General features: G+C 71.8%; 24 protein-coding genes and 1 pseudogene. 11 read left to right on the top strand and 14 right to left on the bottom strand.

Annotated elements, in window-relative coordinates:
* Positions 1-71 precede the first annotated feature (71 nt).
* Entirely contained in the window at positions 72-440 is a 369-nt protein-coding gene (locus ACSUPV_RS30740) for a toxin-antitoxin system YwqK family antitoxin (protein ID WP_359790990.1), read from the bottom strand.
* 169 nt (positions 441-609) lie between these two features.
* Here ACSUPV_RS30740 and ACSUPV_RS30735 point away from each other — a divergent pair, with 169 nt between their 5' ends.
* From ACSUPV_RS30735 to ACSUPV_RS30720, 4 genes and pseudogenes are all read left to right on the top strand, one after another.
* Positions 610-1,050 carry a DUF6228 family protein gene (locus ACSUPV_RS30735; protein ID WP_436948961.1) on the top strand — a complete coding sequence of 147 codons (441 nt, stop codon included), beginning with the start codon at positions 610-612 and terminating at the stop codon, positions 1,048-1,050.
* Between the two features lie 193 nt (positions 1,051-1,243).
* Positions 1,244-2,145, top strand: a pseudogene (locus ACSUPV_RS30730) (helix-turn-helix domain-containing protein).
* Positions 2,142-2,333 carry a DUF397 domain-containing protein gene (locus ACSUPV_RS30725; RefSeq protein ID WP_436948960.1) on the top strand — a complete coding sequence of 64 codons (192 nt, stop codon included), beginning with the start codon at positions 2,142-2,144 and terminating at the stop codon, positions 2,331-2,333. Before ACSUPV_RS30730 ends, ACSUPV_RS30725 begins: the two are co-directional and overlap by 4 nt.
* A 111-nt stretch (positions 2,334-2,444) precedes the next feature.
* Entirely contained in the window at positions 2,445-3,413 is a 969-nt protein-coding gene (locus ACSUPV_RS30720; RefSeq protein WP_436948959.1) for an expansin EXLX1 family cellulose-binding protein, read from the top strand.
* 10 nt (positions 3,414-3,423) lie between these two features.
* Here the strand turns inward: ACSUPV_RS30720 and ACSUPV_RS30715 are convergent, their stop codons facing one another.
* Positions 3,424-4,200, bottom strand: coding sequence for a nucleotidyltransferase domain-containing protein (locus ACSUPV_RS30715; RefSeq protein WP_436948958.1), 777 nt, complete (start codon positions 4,198-4,200; stop codon positions 3,424-3,426).
* Positions 4,201-4,338: 138 nt separating this feature from the next.
* Here ACSUPV_RS30715 and ACSUPV_RS30710 point away from each other — a divergent pair, with 138 nt between their 5' ends.
* Together ACSUPV_RS30710 and ACSUPV_RS30705 are read left to right on the top strand one after the other, a co-directional pair.
* Positions 4,339-4,740 carry a RidA family protein gene (locus ACSUPV_RS30710; protein ID WP_031115616.1) on the top strand — a complete coding sequence of 134 codons (402 nt, stop codon included), beginning with the start codon at positions 4,339-4,341 and terminating at the stop codon, positions 4,738-4,740.
* A 49-nt stretch (positions 4,741-4,789) separates the two neighbouring features.
* Positions 4,790-5,395 carry a gamma carbonic anhydrase family protein gene (locus ACSUPV_RS30705; protein WP_436948957.1) on the top strand — a complete coding sequence of 202 codons (606 nt, stop codon included), beginning with the start codon at positions 4,790-4,792 and terminating at the stop codon, positions 5,393-5,395.
* On the opposite strand, the gene ACSUPV_RS30700 is transcribed toward ACSUPV_RS30705, so the two are convergent.
* Positions 5,390-6,118, bottom strand: coding sequence for an aspartate/glutamate racemase family protein (locus ACSUPV_RS30700; RefSeq protein WP_037757096.1), 729 nt, complete (start codon positions 6,116-6,118; stop codon positions 5,390-5,392). The genes ACSUPV_RS30705 and ACSUPV_RS30700 overlap by 6 nt on opposite strands.
* Before the next feature lie 5 nt (positions 6,119-6,123).
* A complete protein-coding gene (locus tag ACSUPV_RS30695) occupies positions 6,124-7,575 on the bottom strand; it encodes an NCS1 family nucleobase:cation symporter-1 (protein WP_031115619.1) in 1,452 nt (483 codons plus the stop codon).
* Between the two features lie 176 nt (positions 7,576-7,751).
* Between ACSUPV_RS30695 and ACSUPV_RS30690 the strand changes: the two genes are divergently transcribed.
* Positions 7,752-8,405, top strand: coding sequence for a GntR family transcriptional regulator (locus ACSUPV_RS30690; RefSeq protein WP_436948956.1), 654 nt, complete (start codon positions 7,752-7,754; stop codon positions 8,403-8,405).
* On the opposite strand, the gene ACSUPV_RS30685 is transcribed toward ACSUPV_RS30690, so the two are convergent.
* From ACSUPV_RS30685 to ACSUPV_RS30675, 3 genes are read right to left on the bottom strand one after another with little or no spacing between them, the layout of a single operon-like run.
* Positions 8,402-9,106, bottom strand: coding sequence for a uracil-DNA glycosylase (locus ACSUPV_RS30685; protein ID WP_436948955.1), 705 nt, complete (start codon positions 9,104-9,106; stop codon positions 8,402-8,404). The two genes, ACSUPV_RS30690 and ACSUPV_RS30685, sit on opposite strands and share 4 nt — an antisense overlap.
* Positions 9,106-10,449 carry an MFS transporter gene (locus ACSUPV_RS30680; RefSeq protein ID WP_436949958.1) on the bottom strand — a complete coding sequence of 448 codons (1,344 nt, stop codon included), beginning with the start codon at positions 10,447-10,449 and terminating at the stop codon, positions 9,106-9,108. Before ACSUPV_RS30680 ends, ACSUPV_RS30685 begins: the two co-directional genes overlap by 1 nt.
* 20 nt (positions 10,450-10,469) lie before the next feature.
* The gene (locus ACSUPV_RS30675) at positions 10,470-11,144 is read right to left on the bottom strand and encodes an ArsR/SmtB family transcription factor (protein WP_436948954.1); all 675 of its coding nucleotides are present in this window, start codon (positions 11,142-11,144) and stop codon (positions 10,470-10,472) included.
* 123 nt (positions 11,145-11,267) lie between these two features.
* On the opposite strand from ACSUPV_RS30675, the gene ACSUPV_RS30670 reads away from it, so the two are divergent.
* Complete coding sequence (locus ACSUPV_RS30670) at positions 11,268-11,960, top strand: RNA-binding S4 domain-containing protein (RefSeq protein WP_051648203.1); 693 nt, start codon at positions 11,268-11,270, stop codon at positions 11,958-11,960.
* Positions 11,961-12,025: 65 nt separating this feature from the next.
* On the opposite strand, the gene ACSUPV_RS30665 is transcribed toward ACSUPV_RS30670, so the two are convergent.
* Positions 12,026-12,508 carry a DoxX family protein gene (locus ACSUPV_RS30665; protein WP_436948953.1) on the bottom strand — a complete coding sequence of 161 codons (483 nt, stop codon included), beginning with the start codon at positions 12,506-12,508 and terminating at the stop codon, positions 12,026-12,028.
* A gap of 132 nt (positions 12,509-12,640) precedes the next feature.
* Positions 12,641-13,342, bottom strand: a complete 702-nt coding sequence (locus tag ACSUPV_RS30660; protein WP_037757101.1) for a class I SAM-dependent methyltransferase — start codon at positions 13,340-13,342, stop codon at positions 12,641-12,643.
* Positions 13,343-13,743: 401 nt separating this feature from the next.
* Here ACSUPV_RS30660 and ACSUPV_RS30655 point away from each other — a divergent pair, with 401 nt between their 5' ends.
* Complete coding sequence (locus ACSUPV_RS30655; protein ID WP_436948952.1) at positions 13,744-14,007, top strand: DUF6343 family protein; 264 nt, start codon at positions 13,744-13,746, stop codon at positions 14,005-14,007.
* A gap of 16 nt (positions 14,008-14,023) precedes the next feature.
* On the opposite strand, the gene ACSUPV_RS30650 is transcribed toward ACSUPV_RS30655, so the two are convergent.
* The 4 genes from ACSUPV_RS30650 to rpsA form a co-directional block, all read right to left on the bottom strand.
* Positions 14,024-14,404, bottom strand: a complete 381-nt coding sequence (locus ACSUPV_RS30650) for a tetratricopeptide repeat protein (protein WP_436948950.1) — start codon at positions 14,402-14,404, stop codon at positions 14,024-14,026.
* A gap of 50 nt (positions 14,405-14,454) precedes the next feature.
* Positions 14,455-15,075: a dephospho-CoA kinase gene (gene coaE / locus ACSUPV_RS30645; protein ID WP_436948949.1), complete on the bottom strand. Its 621-nt coding sequence runs from the start codon at positions 15,073-15,075 to the stop codon at positions 14,455-14,457.
* A 120-nt stretch (positions 15,076-15,195) separates the two neighbouring features.
* A complete protein-coding gene (locus ACSUPV_RS30640; protein WP_037757105.1) occupies positions 15,196-16,134 on the bottom strand; it encodes a PAC2 family protein in 939 nt (312 codons plus the stop codon).
* A 168-nt stretch (positions 16,135-16,302) separates the two neighbouring features.
* On the bottom strand, positions 16,303-17,796 hold the full coding sequence (rpsA, locus tag ACSUPV_RS30635) for a 30S ribosomal protein S1 (protein WP_031115633.1): 1,494 nt from the start codon (positions 17,794-17,796) through the stop codon (positions 16,303-16,305).
* 314 nt (positions 17,797-18,110) lie between these two features.
* Here rpsA and ACSUPV_RS30630 point away from each other — a divergent pair, with 314 nt between their 5' ends.
* Together ACSUPV_RS30630 and hrpB are read left to right on the top strand one after the other, a co-directional pair.
* On the top strand, positions 18,111-18,971 hold the full coding sequence (locus tag ACSUPV_RS30630) for a class I SAM-dependent methyltransferase (RefSeq protein ID WP_051648205.1): 861 nt from the start codon (positions 18,111-18,113) through the stop codon (positions 18,969-18,971).
* Between the two features lie 28 nt (positions 18,972-18,999).
* Entirely contained in the window at positions 19,000-21,540 is a 2,541-nt protein-coding gene (gene hrpB, locus ACSUPV_RS30625) for an ATP-dependent helicase HrpB (RefSeq protein ID WP_436949957.1), read from the top strand.
* Here the strand turns inward: hrpB and ACSUPV_RS30620 are convergent.
* Positions 21,530-22,522, bottom strand: coding sequence for a DUF3068 domain-containing protein (locus ACSUPV_RS30620; RefSeq protein ID WP_037757107.1), 993 nt, complete (start codon positions 22,520-22,522; stop codon positions 21,530-21,532). The genes hrpB and ACSUPV_RS30620 overlap by 11 nt on opposite strands.
* Positions 22,523-22,537: the final 15 nt, after the last annotated feature.

Below are 22,537 nucleotides of genomic sequence, written 5' to 3'. Positions count from 1 at the left end.
AAGGAGGCAACCGCTGAGCGTCCGCTCGGACTCGGTCGAGGGCTTCATCGACCTGTTCCGTCGGTGGACGTTCACGCGCCCTTCCGCCAGGTCCGAGTCGGGCGGCCGTGCTCGTCCCACGTGTGCTCCTCCAGGAGCGTCATCCCGTTCTCGGCGAACACTTGTCTCGCAGCGAGCACGCCATTGGAATGCCATTCCCTGAATTCACCTACGGCCAGCCCTGCCCGCAGTGTTCCCTCCGAGCGAAGAGTGCCGTCCTGGTACCACTCGCGGGACGGCCCGTTCTTGTACCCGTCGACGTAGCTGTCGAGGCTGACCAGGCTCTCGCCGAGGTGTTCGGTCACCTCGCCGGTGAACGGCCGGCCGCTGTAGTACAAGCGCTCCGAGCCGTCCATGTCGACTTCGGGGTCGTCGATGTCAATGCGCTGCACGGCTGTCATAAGGGGAATCGTGCCGCGTTTCCCCACACCCTTTGTCTGCACGGAGGTTGACGGGTCTGCGGCGTCGTTCCACCGCCATAGCTGGCGATCATGCCTCGAAGCGGCCCGCCCGATGTCGGCCCGTCCGAGATCGCGACGGCTGCCCAGCCCGGCCTTCTAACCTGACCACATGATCGACTACGACGATTTCGGCCGCCCTGTGGTCCAGGTGGGGGACTCCGGGCCCGCACGCCTACTGCTCTCGGAGCCGTCCCGGCGGTACGAGGACGAGCCAACACTCGACTTCCTCGTCAGGGCCCGCGGACCCTGGGGAAGTGTCGAGACCTCGGTGGAGACCTGGGGCGGCGACGGTCTCGACACCTTCCTCACCTCACTTGCCGAAGACTTCCGGGGCTGGGAAGGAGCGCGCACCTGGCACTCCCTCTGCTACGACCTGACCCTCTCAGCGGAACACCACCCTGGCGGCCACGTCCGACTGAGCTGGGGAATCCGCGACAGGGCACCCTCCGAGGAATGGCAGTTCGAGACCACCACGGTGCACGCGGCAGGGGAGGACATGCGCAACCTCACCGCCGAGATCCACATGTTCATCGCGAGCGTGGCGGAGTAGCTGAACAAGCCCGGATACACAGCCACCACGTGAGACGACGCCTTAGGGCGTCGTGAGGCTGGAACTGCGGTAATGCCCCGATCCAGCGGCCCTGAGCGCCACTTCGCCAGCGATCCACCGCGTACGCCGCGGCAGCGTACGCGGTCACCGACTGGACAGTACATGTGACGGTCCGTAACCATGGACGGGCTCGATGTGGGCGACGGGGCGGGTGCTCGGGAGGTTGCCGATGGTGGCGGACAGCATGACGGGGACGGGGACGGGGACGGGGACCGGGGGCGAGCCGGAGTCATCCGACAGTCTGCGGACGTTCGGGGCGGTGGTCCAGGCCCTGCGGGAACACGCGGGGCTGAGCCGGGCGGAGTTGGGCGATCTGGTCCGCTACTCCAAACACACCGTGGCGTCGGTGGAGCAGGGGCGGCGGATGCCGGATCCGGCGTTCGTGGAACGGGCGGAGGAGGCGCTGGGCAACCTCGGCGCGTTGCGGAGGGCGGCGGGGTGCCTGGCGCGGCAACCGGGGCTGGCGGCGTGGTTCCGGCAGTGGGCGAGGCTCGAGGCGACGGCGATCAGCCTGTACACGTACGAGTGCCGGGTCGTGCCGGGGTTGTTGCAGACCGAGGCGTACATGCGGGCGGTGTCCCTGAGCGTGCCGCCGATTCCCGACGAGGAGGAGCTGAACGAGCGGACCGCTGCGCGCCTGGCGCGGCAGGAGTTGCTGTCGACGAGGCGGAAGCCGGCGTGCGCGTTCAGTTTCATCGTCGAGGAGGCGGTGCTGGCGCGGGGTACGGGAGGGACGGACGTCATGCGGGGGCAGTTGGACCGTTTGATCGACGTCATCGACCGGCACTGGAACGTGGAGGTGCAGGTCATGCCGCTGCGGCAGCCCTGCATGCCGGGTTGGATGGGCCAGTCCGGCTTCTGGAAACTCCGGACAATCAGTGGTTCGCGTACTCGGAAGGGCAGCAAAACGGCCGTCTCATCTCGGACCGGAAAGAGATCAGCCTGCTCCACCACCGGTATGCGAAACTGCGCTCGCAGGCTCTCATCCCCGAGGACTCCAGGAGTCTGCTGGAGCGAACGCGAGGAGCGCTATGAGCAGCAGGACGTCCGAACTGGCCTGGTTCAAGAGCAGCTACAGCGGCTCGCAGGGCGACGACTGTGTCGAAGTAGCTCTCACTCCCGCCACGATCCACGTCCGGGACTCCAAGGACCAGCAGAGTCCGCGACTCGCCCTGTCCCCGGCGGCTTGGGCCGACTTCTTGTCGTACGCCGCCCGGGGCTGACGTCAAGCAGGGATCGCGCCCCGTTCCAGAAGCCGTCGGCAACCTTTGCGGCCCCGGCGGCCACTGATGAGTCGGAAGTCGTGTTCTCCCGAACGACGTAAGGACCTGTCCGTGGCATCCCGTTCCCACCGCCGCCCGCCCCGCACGCGGCGACACACCGCCCTCGTCTCCGCTGTCGTCGTGGCGGCTGCCGTGCTCGTCGTATCGCTGGTGGTGGCTCTCCGCCCGGACCGGGATGCCGATTCCGCGTCGGCCACGGTCACGCCCGTCGCCGGCGCGCAGGGAAGCGCCTCCCCGACGGCGCCGACGCCCGAGCCGAAGTCCAAGTCCACGCCCAAGGCCAAGCCCAAGCCGTCAACGGCCTCTCCGTCCCCGAAGCCCGCCATGGCCGCCCCGTCGGAGCGCTCGTCACCCACACGCGCTGCCCAGCCCACGCCCCGGCCGGTGTCCGGCAGCGCGCCGCTCGCCGGCCGGATCAAGCCCGGGACCACCTACCAGGGCGTCGCCACCCACTACGACGCCGCGGACGGTAACGGCGCGTGTCTGTACGGCCCGAGCCCCGACCTCATGGTCGCGGCGATGAACCACACCGACTACGAGACGTCCAAGGCGTGCGGGGCGTACGTCCTCGTTCGCGCGGCGAACGGCGCCTCCGTCACGGTCCGGATCACCAACGAGTGCCCGCTGCCCTGCGCCCCCGGGCAGCTCGACCTCAGTAAGGAGGCCTTCGCGAAGCTCGCCGGTCTGTCCGCGGGCCGGATACCGATCACCTGGAGCCTGCTGAGCCCGAGCACGTCCGAGACGGTCTCGATCCGCTACAAGACCGGCTCCAGCCGCCACTGGTGCGCCGTCCAGGCCCTCGGCCACCGCAATCCGCTGGCCCGGCTGGAGGTCGCCACCGGCAGCGGCTGGCACCGCCTGACCCGCACCGAGTACAACTACTTCCTCTCCCCCGACGGCACCGGCTGCGGCGGCTCCCTCAGGCTCACCGACATCTACGGCGAACAACTCACCGTCGAGGGCGTCACCGTGCGCCCGGACGCCGTGCAGGCGACCCGCGTCCAGTTCGCCCGGCACTGAGGGGCCGCCCTCAGGGAGCTGCGCCGGCTCCTGCGGCGCGGAACAGCGCCTCCGCGTCGGCGACCGCCCGGACGAGGGCGTCAGGTGTCGCCGTCAGGCTCGCGACGAGGGCGTCCACCTCGCCCAGACCGGCCCGGGCCACGAGTCCCTTCTCGTTGGTGACCCACTCGCCGCGCGCCGCCAGCACCGCGTGCGCGGTCTGGGTCGCCGCGAGGGCGATCGCGCCCGCGACCTGGGTGACCGCGCCCTTGGGGGCGTGGCCCGCCTTCGCGTACGCGAGGGTGGCCGCGGCCATGCCGTGCCAGTGGGACGGGGCCGTCTCGCGCAGTTTCGGCGGGTAGGTCGTGGGGCGTCGCAGGGCGCCCCGCAGCACCTTGTTGACGGCGAGTTCGGCGACGAGGAGGTACGTCGGGATGCCCGCCAGGTGGAACATCAGGGGCTCGACGCGGAAACGGCCCTCCTCGGCCTCCGCCCACTCGTGGTCCACGACGTCGAGGTCCCGGTAGTGGACGTCCACGCGCCGGCCGTCGATCGTCAGCCAGGCACCTCCGTTGAAGACGCCGCCGCCCCACGCGCCGAGCTCGGAGACCTCGCCCTCCCAGCCGACCGCCCGGAGGTCGTCGGGGTCGAAGGCGCCCCGGTAGTAGATCGCCAGGTCCCAGTCGCTGTCGGGTCGTTCGGTGCCCTGGGCCCGGGAGCCGCCCAGGGTGACGGCCCGGACGGTGGGGAGGGCGGCGAGGCGGTCGGCGGTGGTGTCGAGGAAGGTCTGGTCCGGCAGGGTGGGCACGGCGGGCTCCTCGGCGGTCGGGGTCCGGAAAGCGTAGGGGGATCGCCCGGTCGGCGCGAAACGAAATACGGGTGCGTTCGGGGCCGGCGCTCCGCATGATCGGTGGGTTGCCCTGTCGCCGCCCCGATCGGAGATCCCGTGATCCAGCGCGTCACCGTCCCGAGCCTCTTCCCGCCCCCCACCTACTCCCACGCCTCCGTCGTCGAGGCGGGCACCAGGCTGGCCTTCCTCGCCGGGTCCGTGCCGCTTGACGCCCGCGGCGAACTCGTCGGCCCGGGGGATCCCGTACGGCAGGCCGAGCAGGTGATCGCCAATCTGCGGGAGCAGCTCGACGCCGTCGGCAGCGACCTGGCGCACGTCGTGTCGACCGACGTGTACGTCGTGGCCGACGAGCCGGCCGTGCTCTCCGCCGTCTGGGCTGTCGTCGAGTCGTCCGGACTCAGCACCGGACCGCACTCCTCGACGCTGATCGGCGTGGCGTGCCTCGGGTACACGGGGCAACTGGTGGAGATTACGGCGACAGCCGTCGTTCCCGACTAGCGCCCGGCCCGTCGTTCCCGACCAGCCGCCCCGCCGCAGGAGTCCGCCCATGTTGATCGAGCACCGCGGGCGGCGCCCCGTCGTCCCCGAGTCCGCGTACGTCGCTCCCACGGCCGTGCTGTGCGGGGCCGTCGTCCTCGGTGAGCGCAGTCGCGTGCTGCACGGGGCCGTGCTCACCGCCGAGGACGGGGAGGTGCGGGTCGGCTCGGACGTCGTCGTCATGGAGAACGCCCTGGTGCGGGGGCGGGCCCGGCATCCGGCCGTGATCGGTGACGCCGTGCTCGTCGGGCCGCACGCCCATGTCAACGGGGGAACCCTGGAGGACGAGGTCTTCGTGGCGACCGGCGCCTGCGTCTTCCCGGGGGCCGTCGCGGGCGCCGGCGCGGAGCTGCGGATCCACAGTGTGCTGCACGTCAACTCCGTGCTGCCGCCCGGCACCGTCCTGCCCATCGGCTGGATCGCCGCGGGAGCGCCCCGGGCCCGCCTCTTCGCCCCCGGCGAGCACGACGAGCTGTGGCAGATCCAGGAGGCGCTGGACTTCCCCGGGACCGTGTACGGCATCCCGCGCGGCACCTCGATGCGCGAGGTCATGGCCCGCCAGGTGGACCTCTACGGGGCCCATCGCGACGACGTAACGCTCGACGGACCGTCATGAGCCACTGCCGTCCGGCCTCCCCCACACCCTGCGTTTCGGCAGCGGCTCGGCGTAGCTCCCCACCCGGCTGGTCGTCAGCCCCAGCGCCACCAGCGACTCCGCCAGTCTGACCGCCGCGGCGACCCCGTCGACGACGGGCAGGCCCAGTTTCTCGCCGACCACCCGTTGCAGGCCGGTCATGCCGGCGCAGCCCAGCACGAGCACCTCGGCGCCGGCCGCGCACGCCCGTTCGGCGGCGGCCAGGAAGGCCGTCTCGGTGCGCTCGTCGTCCCCGAGGTCGAGGACGTTCAGGCCCGTGCCGACGACCGCGGCGCAGTTGCGCGCCACGCCCGCCGTCTCCAGGCTGTCCTCGATCTGCCCGCGGGACCGCTCCAGCGTGGTGACGACGCCGTAGCGGCGGCCCAGCAGGCAGGCGAGGTGGGCCGCGGCCTCCGTGATGTCGACGACCGGGACGTCGACCAGTTCCCGTACGCCTTCGCGCCCGTGCTCCCCGAAACCGGCCATGACCACGGCGTCGTACGGCGGTCCGTCGTAGGTCCGCAGCGTGTCGAGGACGGCCGCGGCGGACAGGTAGCTGTCGAGCCAGCCCTCGGCGGACTCGGGCCCCCAGGCGGGGGTCAGTCCGGTCACGGTGGTGCCCGGGCCTGCGGCGGCCCGGGCACCTCGTACGATCTCCTCGGTCATCTCCTGCGTGGTGTTGCAGTTGGTGACGACGATCCGCACGTCTCTCAGACCTCCGCGGTGGCGCGCTCGGGGCGGCACAGCGCCGCGTACAGCCCGGCGGCGAGCGCCGTGCCGATGAACCAGGAGTACGGGGCGACGTCGCTGAAGGTCTTCACCAGGGCGAGCACCGCCGCGACGCCGGCCGCAGGCAGGAACGCCCACAGCGCCTTGGGGTTGAAGCCCTTGCGGTAGTGGTAGCGGGAGCCGGGCGTGGCGTCGAACAGTTCGTCGACGTTCACGCGGCCACGCTTGACCCAGTAGTAGTCGACCATGATCACGCCGAACAGCGGGCCGAGGAAGGCGCCGAGGCCGCCGAGGAAGTAGTTCACGACGGTCGGGTTGGAGAAGAGGTTCCAGGGGGTGACGAGCAGCGCCGCGACGGTGCTGATCATGCCGCCGACCTTGAACGTGATCTTCTGCGGCCAGACGTTGGCGAGGTCGTACGCCGGCGAGACGAAGTTGGCGACGATGTTGACGCCCATGGTGGCGATGGCGAAGGTCAGCGCGCCCAGCACGAGCACCCAGGTGTTGCCGATCTCGGCGACCAGGTAGGCCGGGTCGGTGATCTCCTTGCCGAAGACCTCGAAGGCGCCCGCGGTGACGATGACCGACACGATCACGAAGGCCGTGGAGTTGATGGGCAGGCCCCAGAAGTTGCCGCGCTTGACCGTCCGGTAGTCGGGCGAGAAGCGGGAGAAGTCGCAGAAGTTCAGCATCAGGGTGCCGTAGGTGGCGAGGACCAGGCCGATCGCGCCGAACCACTGGCGCCACTGCTCACCGACGGAGACCGGGTGCGGGGTCGAGGTCAGCGAGATCGTCCAGCCGGCCTTGGCGAGGATCCACACGGCCAGCGCGATCATCACGAGCCAGATCGCCGGGCCGCAGAAGTCCTGGAACTTGCGGACCGATTCCATGCCCCGGCTGATGATCGCCGCCTGGACCAGCCACAGGGCGATGAAGGAGATCCAGCCGAGCGCGTCCAGCCCGAGGAAGGAGTTGTGCGTCCACGACTCCAGGCCCGGCCAGGCGGCGAGCAGCATCACGTTGACGGCGACGGAGGCGAGGTAGGTCTGGATGCCGTACCACATGATGGCGATCACGGCCCTGATCAGCGCCGGGATGTTGGCGCCCCAGATGCCGAAGGCGATCCGGCTGACCACCGGGAAGGGCACGCCGTGGCGCTGGCCGATCTTCCCCATCCAGTTCATTCCGATGTAGATGATCACGAAGCCGACGAGCAGGGACGTGAAGATCTGCCAGACGTTCATACCCAGGAAGAGCAGTCCGGCGGCGAAGGTGTAGTTGCCGAGGTTGTGGACGTCGGACATCCACATGGCGAAGAGGTCGAAGACCTTCCAGTTGCGCTTCTTCGCGGGGGCGAGGTCTTCGTTGGTGAGCCGGGGATCGGGGACGAACGCTGGGGTGCCGGTGGCTGCGGCACGGTCGGCCAGGGACACGGGGGCCTCCATGAGCAAGGGGACGACGGAGGACTGCTCCGCAGGGTTGGGGGGGGCGCCCTGCGATGTGTTTGGTATACCAAACTGCGCCATGGTCTCCTCGTCAACCGTTCTGACCGATGTCGCTCTTGTTAACGCTGCGTAAAAGACACCTCGCGTCGACGAAGATGGGCTGCATGACGAAGATCGAACCCCTCGGAGCGATGCGCGAGCGCGTCACGGCCGATCTGCGCCAGGAGATCATCGCGGGCAGCCTCCGTCCCGGCGACCGCCTGGTCGAACGGGAGCTGGCGGAGCGTTTCGGTGTCTCGCGCGTGCCCGTACGGGAGGCGATCCGGGCCCTCGTGGCCGAGGGTTTCGTCCACTTCGAGACACCCCGCCGCACGGTGGTACGCCGTCTCACCCCGACCGACGTCAAGGAACTGTTCGAACTGCGAGAAGCCCTGGAGGTCTACGCCGCCGGACTCGCCGCCACCCGCGCGACCCCGCAGGACCTGGCCGAGGTCCGGGAACTCCTCGACCGCGCGGCGGCCGCCACCGAGGCCGGGGACGCCGAGACCATCACGGACGTCAACAGCCGCCTGCACGACCGCATCGTGGCGACGGCCGGCAACAGCCTGCTGACCGAGGCCCTGGAACCGGTCGCCGGCCGGCTGCGCTGGATGACCCGGCGCAACGAGGAGTGGCCCCAGCTCCTGGTGGAGCACCGCGAACTGTACGAGGCGATCGCCTCGGGCGACCCGGACCGGGCCCGCGCGCACGCGCTCACGCACGTGCGGACCAACTACCGCTCCACGGTCCGCCACCTGTTCGGCGAGGAGGCCCCCTAGGCAGTGCCGGTGGGCAGGCCCGCCGCTCGCCCAGCCGTCCGCAGCACGTCGCGCAGCATCGCGGGGGTGAGCCGGCCGGTGAAGGTGTTCCGTTGGCTGACGTGGAAGCAGCCGAAGAGCTCCAGGTCGCCCAGGAGGTAGCGGGCCCCGTGGGCGAAGGCGGGCCGGGGCCGGGGCACGGGCCAGCCCGCCTCGGCGAACGCGGGCAGCGCGGCCTGCCAGCCGAAGCCGCCGAGCACCACCACGGCGCGCAGCGTCGGGCGCAGCAGCCGCAGTTCCTGCACGAGCCAGGGGCGGCAGGTGTCCCGCTCCTCGGAGGTGGGCTTGTTGGCGGGCGGGGCGCAGTGCACGGGCGAGGTGACGCGCACGCCGTACAGCTCCAGACCGTCGTGGGCGTGCACGGCGGTCGGCTGGGAGGCGAGGCCCACGTCGTACAGCGCCTCGTACAGCACGTCCCCCGAGCGGTCGCCGGTGAACATCCGGCCCGTGCGGTTCCCGCCGTGGGCCGCGGGCGCCAGCCCCACGATCAGCAGCCGGGCGTCCGCCGGTCCGAAGCCGGGCACCGGCCGGCCCCAGTACGTCCAGTCCGCGAAGGCGGCCCGCTTGGCACGGGCCACCTCCTCACGCCAGGCGACCAGTCGGGGGCAGGCCCGGCAGTCCGCGATGCGCCGGTCGAGGAGGGGGAGACCGCTGGCGTTCATCACTCCACCGTAGGCGCAGGTGCGGACGTGGTCGTCGGTGCGGACGACGTCGTCCGTTCCTCGCGGCCCCGGCGCCAGAGCACGGCTCCGGCGAGCAGCCCGACGCTCGTCAGCAGCCAGGGCAGCGGGCCCGGCCGGAGCGCCCCGACGAGCAGGCCGACGAGCGCGCCGACCAGCTGCTGGGCGAGGGACTGGACGGACAGGGCGGTGGCGCGGCCCGCGCTGGGGACGCGTCGGTGCAGCAGGTCGTTCTCGTTCGGGGACGCCGCACCGAGACCGAGGTAGACCAGGCCGAAGCCGGCGACCGCGAGGGCCGTGGTCACGGGATGCGTGGCGGAGGCGGTGACGCCGAGCAGCAGCAGCCCGCCCGCCCCGGCCGCGAGGCAGACCAGCACGGCCCGCTCGCCACCGCCCGCGACCCGGGCGGCGAAAGGCGCGAGGTGGCTGCCGACGCCGAAGCAGACGAAGCCGCCGCAGGCGAGTACGGCGTAGACCATCGCCCCGGAGCCGGTCGCGCCGGTCAGCGCGACGGTACGGCCCGGTATCAGCAGTTCGACGGTGGCCAGGGCACTGCCGACGGCCGCGGCGGTGAGCAGGACCCGGCGGACCAGCGCGTCCCGTCCGCCCAGCCGCAGCCCGCCCAGGACCGTGACGGGGACACCGCGCAGTACGGAGCGCAGGGTGGCGGGCGGTCGCGCCGGCTCGCGCAGGGCGGCCAGGACGTAGCAGACGAAGACGACCCGGACCGCGGCTCCCAGCAGCATCGGGACGGACAGCGGCAGCACCGACCCGGATGTCGCCTCGCTCAGCCTCGCGCCGAGGTCGGGGCCCAGACCGAGCAGCCAGGGCAGGGCCCCGCCGAGCAGGAGGCCGGCCGCGAGCGCCGCGGAGGTCGCGGAGCCGCCCCGGGCCAGGCCCGTGCGCAGTTCGGCGTCGGGGCCGGAGCATGCCTGGACCGTGTCGACGTACCAGGCCTCCGCGGTACCACTGGCCAGGGCACGGGCCACGCCCATCAGCACCATGCCGACGGTGAGCACCCAGGCGGTGGTGCCGAGTCCGACCAGGACGCAGGCGACCACGTTGAGCGCACCCGACATGGCCAGGACCGGCCGGCGCCCGAGGACGTCGGAGAGCCCGCCCGTGGGCAGTTCCAGCGCGGCCACGGTCAGGGAGTGGGCCGCGAAGAGCCCCGCCACGGCGGCCAGGGACATGCCGCGCTCGCCGAACAGCAGCACCATCGAGGCCAGGCCCAGGCCCGGCGGCAGCCAGAGGAGCGCGCAGACGGTGACGTAACGGCGGCGAGCGGTCCGGATTACGGTCGACTCGGTCACGAGGCCGGTCATGGGGTCGGTCACGCGGTCGGTCACGACGTGCCCTCGTGGGCCGTGTCCTCCGCCGTGGCGGCGTCCTGTTCGCGCGTGCTGTCATCCCGTTCACGCGTGCTGTCATCCCGTTCACGCGGGGCGAGCGGCAGGCCGGCGGTGAGGAGCACGACCTGTGCGGCGCGCGGGTCCTCCGCGTCCCGGGCGGTCAGTTCCTCCAGCTTCCGGGCGATCGTCTCCCAGAGTTCCGTGAGCGACCCGGCCGTCAGCCGCGGCATCAGGTCGCTGATCCCGGACGGCTCCACCCACTCCTGACCGAGCCGCCCGGCGGCCATGTCCGTCTCGTGCCGGACGAGGGCCGACTCCAGGTGCTCGATCTGCCGCCGCCGCGCCAGGCTGACGAAGGCCCGGCCCGCCGCCGAGGACTCCATCGTCTCGTTGCTCCAGGAGGTCACGGTGTGCAGCGCCCGCCAGCGCCGCTCCCGCCCGTCCCGGTGCTCGGCCTCCGCGATGAACGCGTACTTCGCCAGCACTCGCAGGTGGTAACTGGTCGACGCCGACGACTCCCCCGTCCGCGCGGCGAGCTCGCTGGCCGTGGCCGGCCCGTCCTGCCGCAGCAGCCCGAGCAGCTGGATGCGCAGGGGGTGGGTGAGAGCCTTCAGTGCGGCGGTGTCGCGCTCGGGATCCAGTACGCGTCCGTGCTCGTCGCTGTCCATGCGGGGAGAGTAAGCCGCATCCCTCCCATGGCAAAACTATTTTTGCAAAAGTTGTTTGGCGGATTTGGACGGAGCCCGAAATGCCCGCCCGTCCCGGGCACGGGGAAGGCTAAGGTCGGGGACATGGCTTCACGAGGTGCGGAGTACGACAGGACGGGCGGGAGCGACGACACGGCGGCCGGTGCCCCGCCGCCCGCCGACACGTCGCCCGCGAACGCCTCGCCGGCCGAGGCGAGCGGCTCCGAGGGCAGCGCCGGGGAGGCGAGCGGCACCGGGGAGGCGAGCGGCACCGGGCTGGCGAAGACGCTGGATCCGAAGATCGCCGCCGCCATCGCCGCCGCGGAGGCCGCCGGGCCGCAGCGCGGCGAGACCGTCCGCGTCGACAGCTGGATCTGGTCCGTACGCCTCGTCAAGACCCGTTCCCTGGGCGCCACGGCCTGCCGGGGCGGGCACGTGCGCGTCAACGGCGAGCGCGTGAAGCCCGCCCACGCCGTGCGCGTCGGTGACGAGGTGCGCCTGCGGCACGAGGGCCGGGAGCGGGTCGTCGTCGTCAAGCGGCTGATCCGCAAGCGGGTCGGCGCTCCCGTGGCCGCCCAGTGCTACATCGACAACTCCCCGCCGCCCCCGCCCCGCGAGGCCGTCGCCCCGGCCGGGATCCGCGACCGCGGCGCGGGCCGCCCGACGAAGCGGGACCGCCGCGAACTGGAACGCCTCCGCGGACTGGCAGGCCCCGGCGGCAACCTCGGCGGCGGCCCCGGCCCTGGAGGCTTCGGTCCCGGCGGCTTCGGCAGCGGCTCGGGCAAACCGCGGCCCTGAGCGGAGCGTCCCGACGGGCAGGCGGGGCGGCGGAACACGGCACCACCCCGTCGCACGCGGCACGCTCACGCCGCTCGCCGCAGCAGCCGCAGCAGATCGGCGTTGTGCCCCCGCCGCGCCCAGGCGATGAGGGCGAGCGGCACGAGCAGGATGAGCGGTGTCGCCGCGTACTGCCCGTCGAAGACGGCTATCTGCACGATGAACGCGCCCACCATCAATGCGCCCAGCGCCATCGCCGCCACCGACTGCAGCACCGGGATCAACAGGGCGACCGCACCGGCCAGTTCGAGTGCTCCGATGGTGTACATCCCCGCGCTGCCCCACCCCAGCTCGTCGAAGGACTCGGCAGCCGAGGCGTGCCCGATCAGCTTGGGCAGGGCGCTCGCGACCGCGTAGAAGAGGGCGAGCAGGATCTGCAGACCTCGCAGCGCGATCCGGGCACGCCGCCCGCGGGCGGTCGCGGACTCGGCGATGACGACGCCGGCCGGGGCGGCGGGGGCGGAGGAGGTGGAAGGAACGGCGCTGACGGAAGCGGTGTTCTCGGACATGGAGGTCTCCTGGGGAAGCGGTCCGTGCTGATGTCGCAGAGGTAGACCGCCCCTCGCCCTGGAACTCATCGCCGCCCGGCGGAATAGGCCCCTGACTTGCTCGCCTCGTGGACGGCCGCCGGCCGGGCGCGCCTAGGCGGCCTTGCCCGTCGGCACCGCCCTCACCCATATGCGATCCTCCGTCAGATACCGGTCGACCCTCAGCCCCGCCTCCTCCAGTGCTTCCTCGAACTGCTCCTTGGTCAGCGGCCGGGCTCGGAACGTCTGCGTCCAGACCGCGTCCGGGAACTCGTACTCCGCGCGGACCGAGTTGACCCCGTCGCCGACCGGCTCCGAGGAGACGATGCGCACGGTGAAGCCGCTGGGGTCCACCCGCTCGCGCGGTACGTTCGAGTGGTAGTCCTCTCCCTCCCGCTGGATCAGCACGCAGCCGTCTTCGGTGACATGACGCGTACAGGTGCGCAGCAGGCCCCGCCGCACCTCAGGGTTTCCCGTGTGCACGAGGAACGACGCGAGCAGCACCACGTCGAACGTCTCGCCCAGGTCCAGTTCCTCGATCGGGCTGCATATCGTCCGCGCGCCGCGTACGCGCTCCAGCATGTCGGCGGACTCGTCCACCGCTGTGACCGTGAACCCGCGCTCCAGCAGTCCATGCGTCATGCGCCCGACGCCGCTGCCCAGTTCCAGGATGCGGGCGCCCTCGGGCACCGCGGCGGCGATGATGGCCGGTTCCTCCCCGACGGGGAGCCGTGAGTAGAGCTCCACCGCGCAGCCGTCCGGGGTGATGGCCCCGGGTCCCGTCCCCTCGTACCCCTCACGCATTTTCAGCTCCATGCCCGTCCAACGGGCCGCCCCCGCACAGCCGTTCCCCTCCCGCCCGCCTTCACCCGACCGAGTGAACCGGCAGACAGCTCCAGGGGGAAGCTCCAGCGACTACAGCAGGAACCAGCCGTGCCCCGTACCAGTGGCCGTCGGCCCGCAGGTGGTCCCCGACGGCCCGCTCCCCGAGCCGCGCCCGCTCGAACTGGAGCCGGCCCAGTGGAACACGTACACGGAGAAGTACGGGCCCAGGGCCGCCGGGGCCTCGGCGAGCCGCTCGGCGAGGCCCTCGGCGAGCCGAATCTCGAAGGATCTCGGGCAAGGCGTCGGCGCCCGGCAGCACGACTCCCCCTGTCGGCCTTTGGTGGACCCTTGCCGGGAAGAGTACGTTGCAAAGAAGGAGTGGTGATCGGACGATGCGTACCGGCAGTGAACCGAGGACCGCGCGCAGTGCGCTGCGGGCGCGCTTCTGGCTGAGCCTGTGGGGGCTGCTCTGGGCGCTCGTCGGGACGGTCGCGTTCGCGCTCGCCGGGCGGCCCGGCTGGGCCATCGCCTGCGGCGTGCTGCTCCTGGTGGTCACGGTCGACCTCGCCGTCGTCCTCCGGCACATCCGCCAGGGCCCGCACTACCAGCCGGGCCCCGACATCCCGCCCTACCGGCCACCGGACGACCGCACCTGAGGGGGCGGGGCCGGGCTCAGGACTCGAAGCGCGCCGCCTTCAGGAACTCCGGGTTCGGATCCAGCGCGGCCGCCAGGCGGAAATGGCGTTTCGCCTGGTCGGGGCGGCCCTGCCGCTCATAGGTGCGGGCGAGTGCGAAGTGCGCGAACGCGTTGTCCGGCTCGCGCTCCAGCACGATGGAGAACTCCAGCTCGGCCGGCCTCAGCTGTGCCGCGGCGAAGAAGGCACGCGCGCGCAGCAGCCGCGCGGCGGTGTTCTCCGGGTGCGCGGCGATGACCGAGTCGAGCAGCTTCACCGCGCCCCGCGGGTCCCGCGCCGCGAGCAGTTGTTCGGCGGCGCGGAAGTCGATGACGTTCGTCTCCGGGGTACGTCCGGTCGAACCGCTGGTCTCGGGCACGGCAGAGTCCTTCCCTCACTGCGCAGGTTCAACGCCCCCTCGGGGGGCCGCTATTCCTGAGGGGACGGCCGGGACGCCCGGGACCTGCGCAGCAGCTCCGTCCACACCTCCCGCACCCGGCGCTCCAGCTCCTCCAGCGGCACGTCGTTGTCGATGACGACGTCCGCGATCTCCCGGCGCTGCTCGCGTGTCGCCTGGGCGGCCATCCGCGCGCGGGCGTCCTTCTCGGTCATGCCGCGCCGCGTCAGGAGCCGGTCGAGCTGGGTCTCGGGGCTCGCGTCGACGACGATCACGACGTCGTAGAGCGGCGCCAGGCCGTTCTCCGTGAGGAGCGGGACGTCGTGGACGACGACAGCGTCCTCGGCGGCGGCCTCCTCCAGTTCGCGGGAGCGGGCGCCCACCAGGGGGTGCACGATCGAGTTGAGGGTGGCGAGCTTGGCCGGGTCGGAGAAGACGATGGAGCCGAGCTTGGGCCGGTCCAGGCTGCCGTTGGCGGTGAGGACCTCATCGCCGAAGGCCTCCACGACCGAGGCGAGGCCCGGGGTACCGGGTGCGACGACCTCCCGGGCGATGCGGTCCGCGTCGATCAGCACGGCGCCGCACTCGACGAGCAGCCGTGACACCTCACTCTTGCCGGCGCCGATACCACCGGTCAGGCCCACCTTCAGCATGTGCCGCAGCGTAGACGCTCCGCCGGGGAGGCCGTACGGCAGGTGCGCACCCGTGGGGGCCGGGAGCGCCCCGCGGTGCAGCCGCGTCTCGGCACAGGCCCACGCCCCGGGCGGGGCGCGTCAGCCGTCGCCTTCTCTCTCCGCCAGGAACTTTTCGAACTCACGGCCGATTTCGTCCGCCGACGGGATGTCGACGGGCTCGGCGAGCATGTTGCCGCGGGTTTCCGCGCCGGCCACGGCGTCGTACTGGTGCTCCAGGCCCTCGACGAGGGCGGTGAGGTCCTCGTCGCCCTCGCGGATCTGCCGGTCGATCTCCGTCTGGGTGCGGTGGGCGTCCGAGCGCAGGGCGTGGGCGATGCCGGGCAGCACCAGTCCGGTCGCCGCCGTGATGGCCTCCAGGACCGTCAGGGCCGCGTCCGGGTACGGGGAGCGGGCGATGTAGTGCGGGACGTGGGCGGCGACGCCGAGCACGTCGTGCCCGGCCTGGAGCAGGCGGTACTCGATGAGCGACTCGGCGCTGCCGGGCACCTGCGCCTCGTCGAACGGGCTGCGGTGGCCCGGGACGAGGTCCGTGCGGTTGCCGTGCGGCGTGAGGCCGACCGGCCGGGTGTGCGGGACGCCCATGGGGATGCCGTGGAAGTTCACGGACAGGCGGACGCCGAGCCGCTCCACGATCTGCTTCACGGCCGCGGCGAAGCGCTCCCATTCCACGTCCGGCTCGGGGCCGGACAGCAGCAGGAACGGCGCTCCGGTGGCGTCCTGCACGAGGCGCACCTCGATGGCGGGGTCCTCGTAGTCGCTCCAGCGGTCGCGCTTGAACGTCAGCAGCGGGCGGCGGGCACGGTAGTCCACGAGCCGGTCGTGGTCGAAGCGGGCGACGACCTGGTGGGGCAGCGAGTCGAGGACCCGGTCGACGATCTGGTCGCCGGCCTCGCCCGCGTCGATGTATCCGTCGAAGTGGTAGAGCATGACAAGACCGGCCGACTCCTGCGCCAGCGCCATGTCGACGACGGCCAGGCCCTTCGGCTCCCATGCGTACAAACCCTGCGGATCAAGCACAGTGACCGCTCCTCCTCGTGTTCATACTCCACAACGCCGTTGCGGGCATGGGCATTCCCGGAAGAGGAGAATTCCGATCTTGGCTGGAGCCGGGCCCGGCACGCACCGAGGGCCCGCACCTCGAAAGGTGCGAGCCCTCGGTCAGGAACAGCTACTGGTCAGCGAGCGTCAGCTCTGCCCACCGGCCAGCTTCTCGCGAAGCGCGGCGAGCGCCTCGTCCGAGGCCAGCGCACCGGAGTTGTCCGGGCCCTCGGAGGAGTACGAACCGCCACCGGACGCGGCCGGAGCGGCGGCCTCGCCACCCTCGGCAGCGGCCTGGGCGTCCGCCTCGCGGGACTTGATGACCTGCGCCTGGTGCTGCTCGAAGCGCTGCTGCGCCTCGGCGTACTGGCGCTCCCACTCCTCGCGCTGCTTCTCGTAGCCCTCGAGCCAGTCGTTGGTCTCGGGGTCGAAGCCCTCGGGGTAGATGTAGTTGCCCTGGTCGTCGTAGGACGCGGCCATGCCGTACAGGGTCGGGTCGAACTCGACCGCGGCCGGGTCGGCACCGAAGGACTCGTTGGCCTGCTTCAGCGAGAGGCTGATGCGACGGCGCTCGAGGTCGATGTCGATGACCTTGACGAAGATCTCGTCGTTGACCTGGACGACCTGCTCCGGGATCTCCACGTGGCGCTCGGCCAGCTCGGAGATGTGGACCAGACCCTCGATGCCCTCGTCCACGCGGACGAACGCACCGAACGGAACCAGCTTCGTGACCTTGCCGGGCACGACCTGGCCGATCTGGTGGGTGCGGGCGAACTGCTGCCACGGGTCTTCCTGGGTCGCCTTCAGCGACAGGGAGACGCGCTCGCGGTCCATGTCGACGTCGAGGACCTCGACCGTGACCTCCTGGCCGACCTCGACGACCTCGGAGGGGTGGTCGATGTGCTTCCAGGACAGCTCGGAGACGTGGACCAGACCGTCGACGCCACCCAGGTCCACGAAGGCACCGAAGTTGACGATCGAGGAGACGACGCCGGAACGGACCTGACCCTTCTGGAGGGTCGTGAGGAACGTCTGGCGGACCTCGGACTGGGTCTGCTCCAGCCAGGCACGGCGGGACAGGACCACGTTGTTGCGGTTCTTGTCCAGCTCGATGATCTTCGCCTCGAGCTCCTTGCCCACGTAGGGCTGGAGGTCGCGGACGCGGCGCATCTCGACCAGGGAGGCCGGGAGGAAGCCGCGGAGGCCGATGTCGAGGATGAGACCACCCTTGACGACCTCGATGACGGTACCGGTGACGATGCCGTCCTCTTCCTTGATCTTCTCGATGGTGCCCCAGGCACGCTCGTACTGGGCGCGCTTCTTCGAGAGGATCAGGCGGCCTTCCTTGTCCTCCTTCTGGAGGACCAGGGCCTCGATCTCGTCGCCGACGGCGACGACCTCGTTCGGGTCGACGTCGTGCTTGATCGAGAGCTCGCGGCTCGGGATGACACCTTCGGTCTTGTAACCGATGTCGAGCAGGACCTCGTCCCGGTCGACCTTCACGATGACGCCGTCGACGATGTCGCCGTCGTTGAAGTACTTGATCGTCTCGTCGATCGCTGCGAGGAATGCTTCCTCGTTACCGATGTCGTTGACCGCTACCTGCGGGGTGGTGGCGGTGGTCTCGGTGCTGCTCGTCATGTGGGAAAGGGCTCCGGTACGGACATTGAAGTCGTAGGTACTGCTACGCCGGGAGCCCGTTTCGCTCTGCAGAAGCCGGACAGCCAAGGAAGCGCCACACAAGAACGGTGGCGCCTCGACAACCGAGGGGACATACATACAGATGCGAGCGCAGCCTGCTACGTCTGAGGTGCGCAGGCCCGCAGCGCAACTTGTAGCATACGGGGGCAGCCGGGCAGGGTCAATGCGCGAAGCCGCCCACGCGGGACGGAACGCCGCATACCCGGCACAAGTCATATCGTCCGAGGCCACGTGGGCCGTATGACACGCCCTTCGTGACGCCGCCGGGACCGGCTGGACGGAAGAGTACGACGAGGGAGCCGATCATCCAAGAGTCCGAAGCGTCCGAACCCGAGGCCACCCGGCGTGCCGCCGGGGTCACGGAGAGCTCCCGCGCCAACCGTGGCTGGTGGGACCGCAACGCGGACGAGTACCAGGTCGAGCACGGCACGTTCCTCGGCGACGACCGCTTCGTGTGGGGCCCCGAGGGGCTGGACGAGGTGGAGGCCGAGCTGCTCGGCCCGCCGGAGGAGCTGAAGGGCCTGGACGTCCTGGAGATCGGCGCCGGCGCCGCCCAGTGCTCGCGCTGGCTGGCCGCCCAGGGGGCCCGCCCGGTCGCCCTGGACATCTCGCACCGGCAGTTGCAGCACGCGCTGCGCATCGGCGGATCGTTCCCCCTGGTGTGCGCCGACGCCGGTGCGCTGCCCTTCGCCGACGGCTCCTTCGACCTGGCCTGCTCGGCGTACGGGGCGCTGCCCTTCGTCGCCGACCCGCGCCAGGTGCTGCGCGAGGTGCGCCGGGTGCTGCGTCCCGGAGGCCGCCTGGTCTTCTCGGTGACGCATCCGATCCGCTGGGCCTTCCCGGACGAGCCGGGACCGGAGGGCCTGTCGGTGTCGGGCTCCTACTTCGACCGCACGCCCTACGTCGAGCAGGACGAGGAGGGCCGCGCGGTCTACGTGGAGCACCACCGCACGCTCGGCGACCGGGTCCGGGACGTCGTGGCGTCGGGCTTCCGGCTGGTGGACCTGGTGGAGCCGGAGTGGCCGTCCTGGAACACGTCCGAGTGGGGCGGCTGGTCGCCGCTGCGCGGGAACCTGATCCCGGGCACGGCGATCTTCGTATGCGTACGAGACTGACCGCGTGATCCGTTACGAGACTGACGGCGTGATCCGTTACGACGCCCTGGACGCGCTGCCCGTCCGCAGTGCCCTGCCCGGTCTGGACGACGCCCTGGAGGGACACGGCACCGCCGTGCTGGTGGCGCCGCCCGGCACCGGCAAGACAACGCTCGTTCCGCTCGCGCTGTCGGGGCTGCTGGGCGACCGGCCCGGGCGGCGGGTCGTCGTCGCCGAACCGCGGCGGATCGCGGCCCGGGCGGCAGCGCGGCGGATGGCGTGGCTGCTGGGCGAGAAGACCGGCGAGAGCGTCGGCTACACCGTGCGCGGGGAACGGGTCGTCGGGCGGCACACGCGCGTGGAGGTCGTCACGACCGGTGTGCTGCTCCAGCGGCTGCAACGGGACCAGGAGCTGGCCGGGGTGGACGTGGTGGTGCTCGACGAGTGCCACGAGCGGCACCTGGACGCCGACACCGTGGCGGCGTTCCTGTGGGACGTACGGGAGACGCTGCGGCCCGAGCTGCGACTGGTGGCGGCGTCGGCGACGACGGACGCCCAGGGGTGGGCGGGCTTGCTGGGCGGCGCGCCGGTGGTGGAGGCGCGGGGGGCGGCTCATCCGGTCGACGTGGTGTGGGCGCCGCCGGTGCGTCCCGTGCGGCCGCCGCACGGGATGCGGGTCGACCCGGCGCTGCTGGCGCACGTGGCGTCGGTGGTGCGGCGGGCACTGGCCGAGCGGGACGGGGACGTGCTGTGTTTCCTGCCGGGCGTCGGGGAGATCGCCCGGGTCGCCGGGCAGCTCGGGGGGCTCGACGGTGTGGAGGTGCTCCAGGCGCACGGGCGGGCGCCCGCGGCCGTGCAGGACGCGGTGCTGGCGCCCGGGGAGCGGCGGCGGGTGGTGCTGGCCACGTCCGTGGCGGAGTCGTCGTTGACGGTGCCGGGCGTGCGGGTCGTCGTGGACTCGGGGCTGGCGCGGGAGCCGCGGGTGGACCACGCGCGCGGTCTGAGCGCGCTGACGACGGTACGGGCGTCGCAGGCGGCCGGGCGGCAGCGGGCGGGGCGGGCCGGGCGCGAGGCGCCGGGGGCGGTGTACCGGTGCTGGGCGGAGGCCGAGGACGCGCGTCTGCCGCGGTATCCGTCGCCGGAGATCAAGGTGGCCGATCTGACGGCGTTCGCGTTGCAGGTGGCGTGCTGGGGGGATCCGGACGCGTCCGGGCTGGCGCTGCTCGATATGCCACCGGGTGGGGCCATGGCGGCGGCTCGGGACGTCTTGGCCGCCGTGGGGGCGGTCGACGCCGTCGGGCGGGCCACTGAGCGGGGTGTTGTTCTGGCTCGGTCGGGGCTTCATCCGCGGTTGGGGCGGGCCTTGGTGGATTCCGTTCCGCTCGTGGGGGCTGAGACGGCCGCGGAGGTCGTCGCCCTGTTGAGTGAGGAGGCGCCTCGGGAGTACGGGGATGATCTGGCGGGTGCCTTGCGGCGGGCTCGGCGTGGGGGTGACGCCTACTCCTCGCGGTGGCGGAGTGAGGTGCGGCGGCTGCGGGCCGTTGTTTCGGAGATTTCCCACCCACCCACGCGTAACCGCCCGCAAGATGCCGGTGTCGGAGCCTTGGCGGACTCCCCGGAAGAGCGGCAGGTCGGGTTCGTTGCCGCTCTCGCCTTTCCCGAGCGGGTCGCCAGGAGCGACGGCGGGTCGTACCTCATGGTCTCCGGGACCCGTGCCGAGGTCGGTGACGGGAGCGCGCTGCGGGGCGTTCCGTGGCTCGCCGTCGCCGTCGCCGACCGGCCCGTCGGCAAGGGGCACGCGCGCGTGCAGCTCGGGGCCGTCGTCGACGAGGACGTGGCGCGGCTCGCGGCCGGGGCGCTGCTCCAGGAGCGGGACGAGGTGCGCTGGGACGGCGGGGACGTCGTGGCGCGGCGGGTGGAGCGGCTGGGGGCCGTGGAGCTGGCCGTGCGGGCGTTGCGGGACGCCGATCCGGGACTGGTGCGCGGGGCGCTGCTGGACGGGCTGCGGCGGGAGGGGTTCGGGCTGCTGCGGTGGTCGCCGGAGGCCGTGGTGCTGCGGCAGCGGCTGGCGTTCCTGCGGTTGCATCTCGGGGAGCCCTGGCCCGACGTCTGCGACGACGCGCTGCACGCGCGCGTGGAGGAGTGGCTGGAGCCGGAGCTGGGCCGGGCGCGGCGGCGGGCGGATCTGGCGCGGATCGATGCCGGGGAGGCGTTGGCGCGGCTGCTGCCCTGGGCGTCCGGGGAGGCCGGGCGGCTCGACGAGCTGGCCCCGGAGCGGATGACCGTGCCGAGCGGGTCGAGCATCCGGATCGACTACGCGCGGCCCGAGCAGCCCGTGCTCGCGGTGAAGCTGCAGGAGATGTTCGGGCTCCAGGAGTCGCCCCGGGTCGCCGGGGTGCCGCTGCTGGTGCACCTGCTGTCCCCGGCCGGGCGGCCGGCCGCCGTCACCGCCGATCTCGCCTCCTTCTGGCGGGACGGCTACAAGGGTGTGCGGGCGGAGTTGCGCGGGCGGTATCCGAAGCATCCGTGGCCCGAGGACCCGGCCGGGGCCGAGCCGACCCGGCACACCAACGCGCGGCTCAGGCGCTGACGGGGGACGGTTCCTCGGCCGCCGTGGGGGCCTGGCCGGAGCGGCGGCGGCCGCGGGCCTCCACGTAGAGCGCGAGGGCCAGCAGGAGGACGCCGAGGGTCAGGGAGCCCCAGGGCAGCCAGGACGTCATCAGCAGGATGAGCTGCCGCTGGGACTTCACCAGGTCGACGGTGTGCGTGATGTAGTCCTCGCGCATCTTCACGTGGCCGGCGAACGCGGTGACCTTGTCGCGGTCGCCGAGGAGGGTGCCGCCGCGCAGTTCCTCCTGGTGGAGTTCCTCGCCGTAGACGGGGGCGCCGGTGAGGGGTTCGACCCAGAACTTGCGGACCGTGGTGTACCAGCGGGTCGTGCCGGTCTGGGCGACCGACTCGGGGGTGAGGCCCTCCACGGGCAGGACCTTCGGGATCTTCACCTTGGTCCAGGGGATGGTCTGCTCGAAGTAGTAGACCTCCAGGCCGCGGAAGTCACGGGTGCCCTTGTAGTGGATGGGGGCCGTGACGCGGGCCTGGGCGTCGAAGTACGCGTAGTCCCGCTTCTCGGTGAGGAAGGGCCACTTGAACTCGATGCCCTCGCGGCGCACGGGGTCGCCGTCGACCATCTCGCCGGTGGCGTGGACGGGTTCCTGGGTGTGGGCGTCGAAGATGTAGCGCTCGGGGATCTTGGACACCATCTTGCCGTCGGGGCCGACGACGTAGGACAGGCCGTCCCAGACGACGACGTCCCGGCCCGCCGACTCCTCGATCCGCTCGGAGGCCTCCACGTTGCCCTTGAGGGTCTGCACGATGGTGACCTCTGGGACCTTCTTCGCCCGCATGGTGGCGTAGTCGAGGAGGGTGGCGTCCTTCGCCTGAAGGACCATGTCCTGGTACTGGTGCGCGGGGACCTTGGCGAGGCGCGGGAAGGCGTACCAGCGCAGCAGGGGGGACAGTGCCGCGAAGAACACGGCGAGGGCGAGCAGGACCAGGCCGGCCTTGCGGCGCATCTCGGTCTCCCTCCC

Origin of the sequence: Streptomyces sp. SudanB52_2052, from assembly GCF_964272415.1 — a bacterium.
GTDB classification, from domain to species: domain Bacteria; phylum Actinomycetota; class Actinomycetes; order Streptomycetales; family Streptomycetaceae; genus Streptomyces; species Streptomyces olindensis.
The sequence above is the reverse complement of the archived record's forward strand: the minus strand, read 5'-3'. Positions and strand labels throughout refer to the sequence as shown.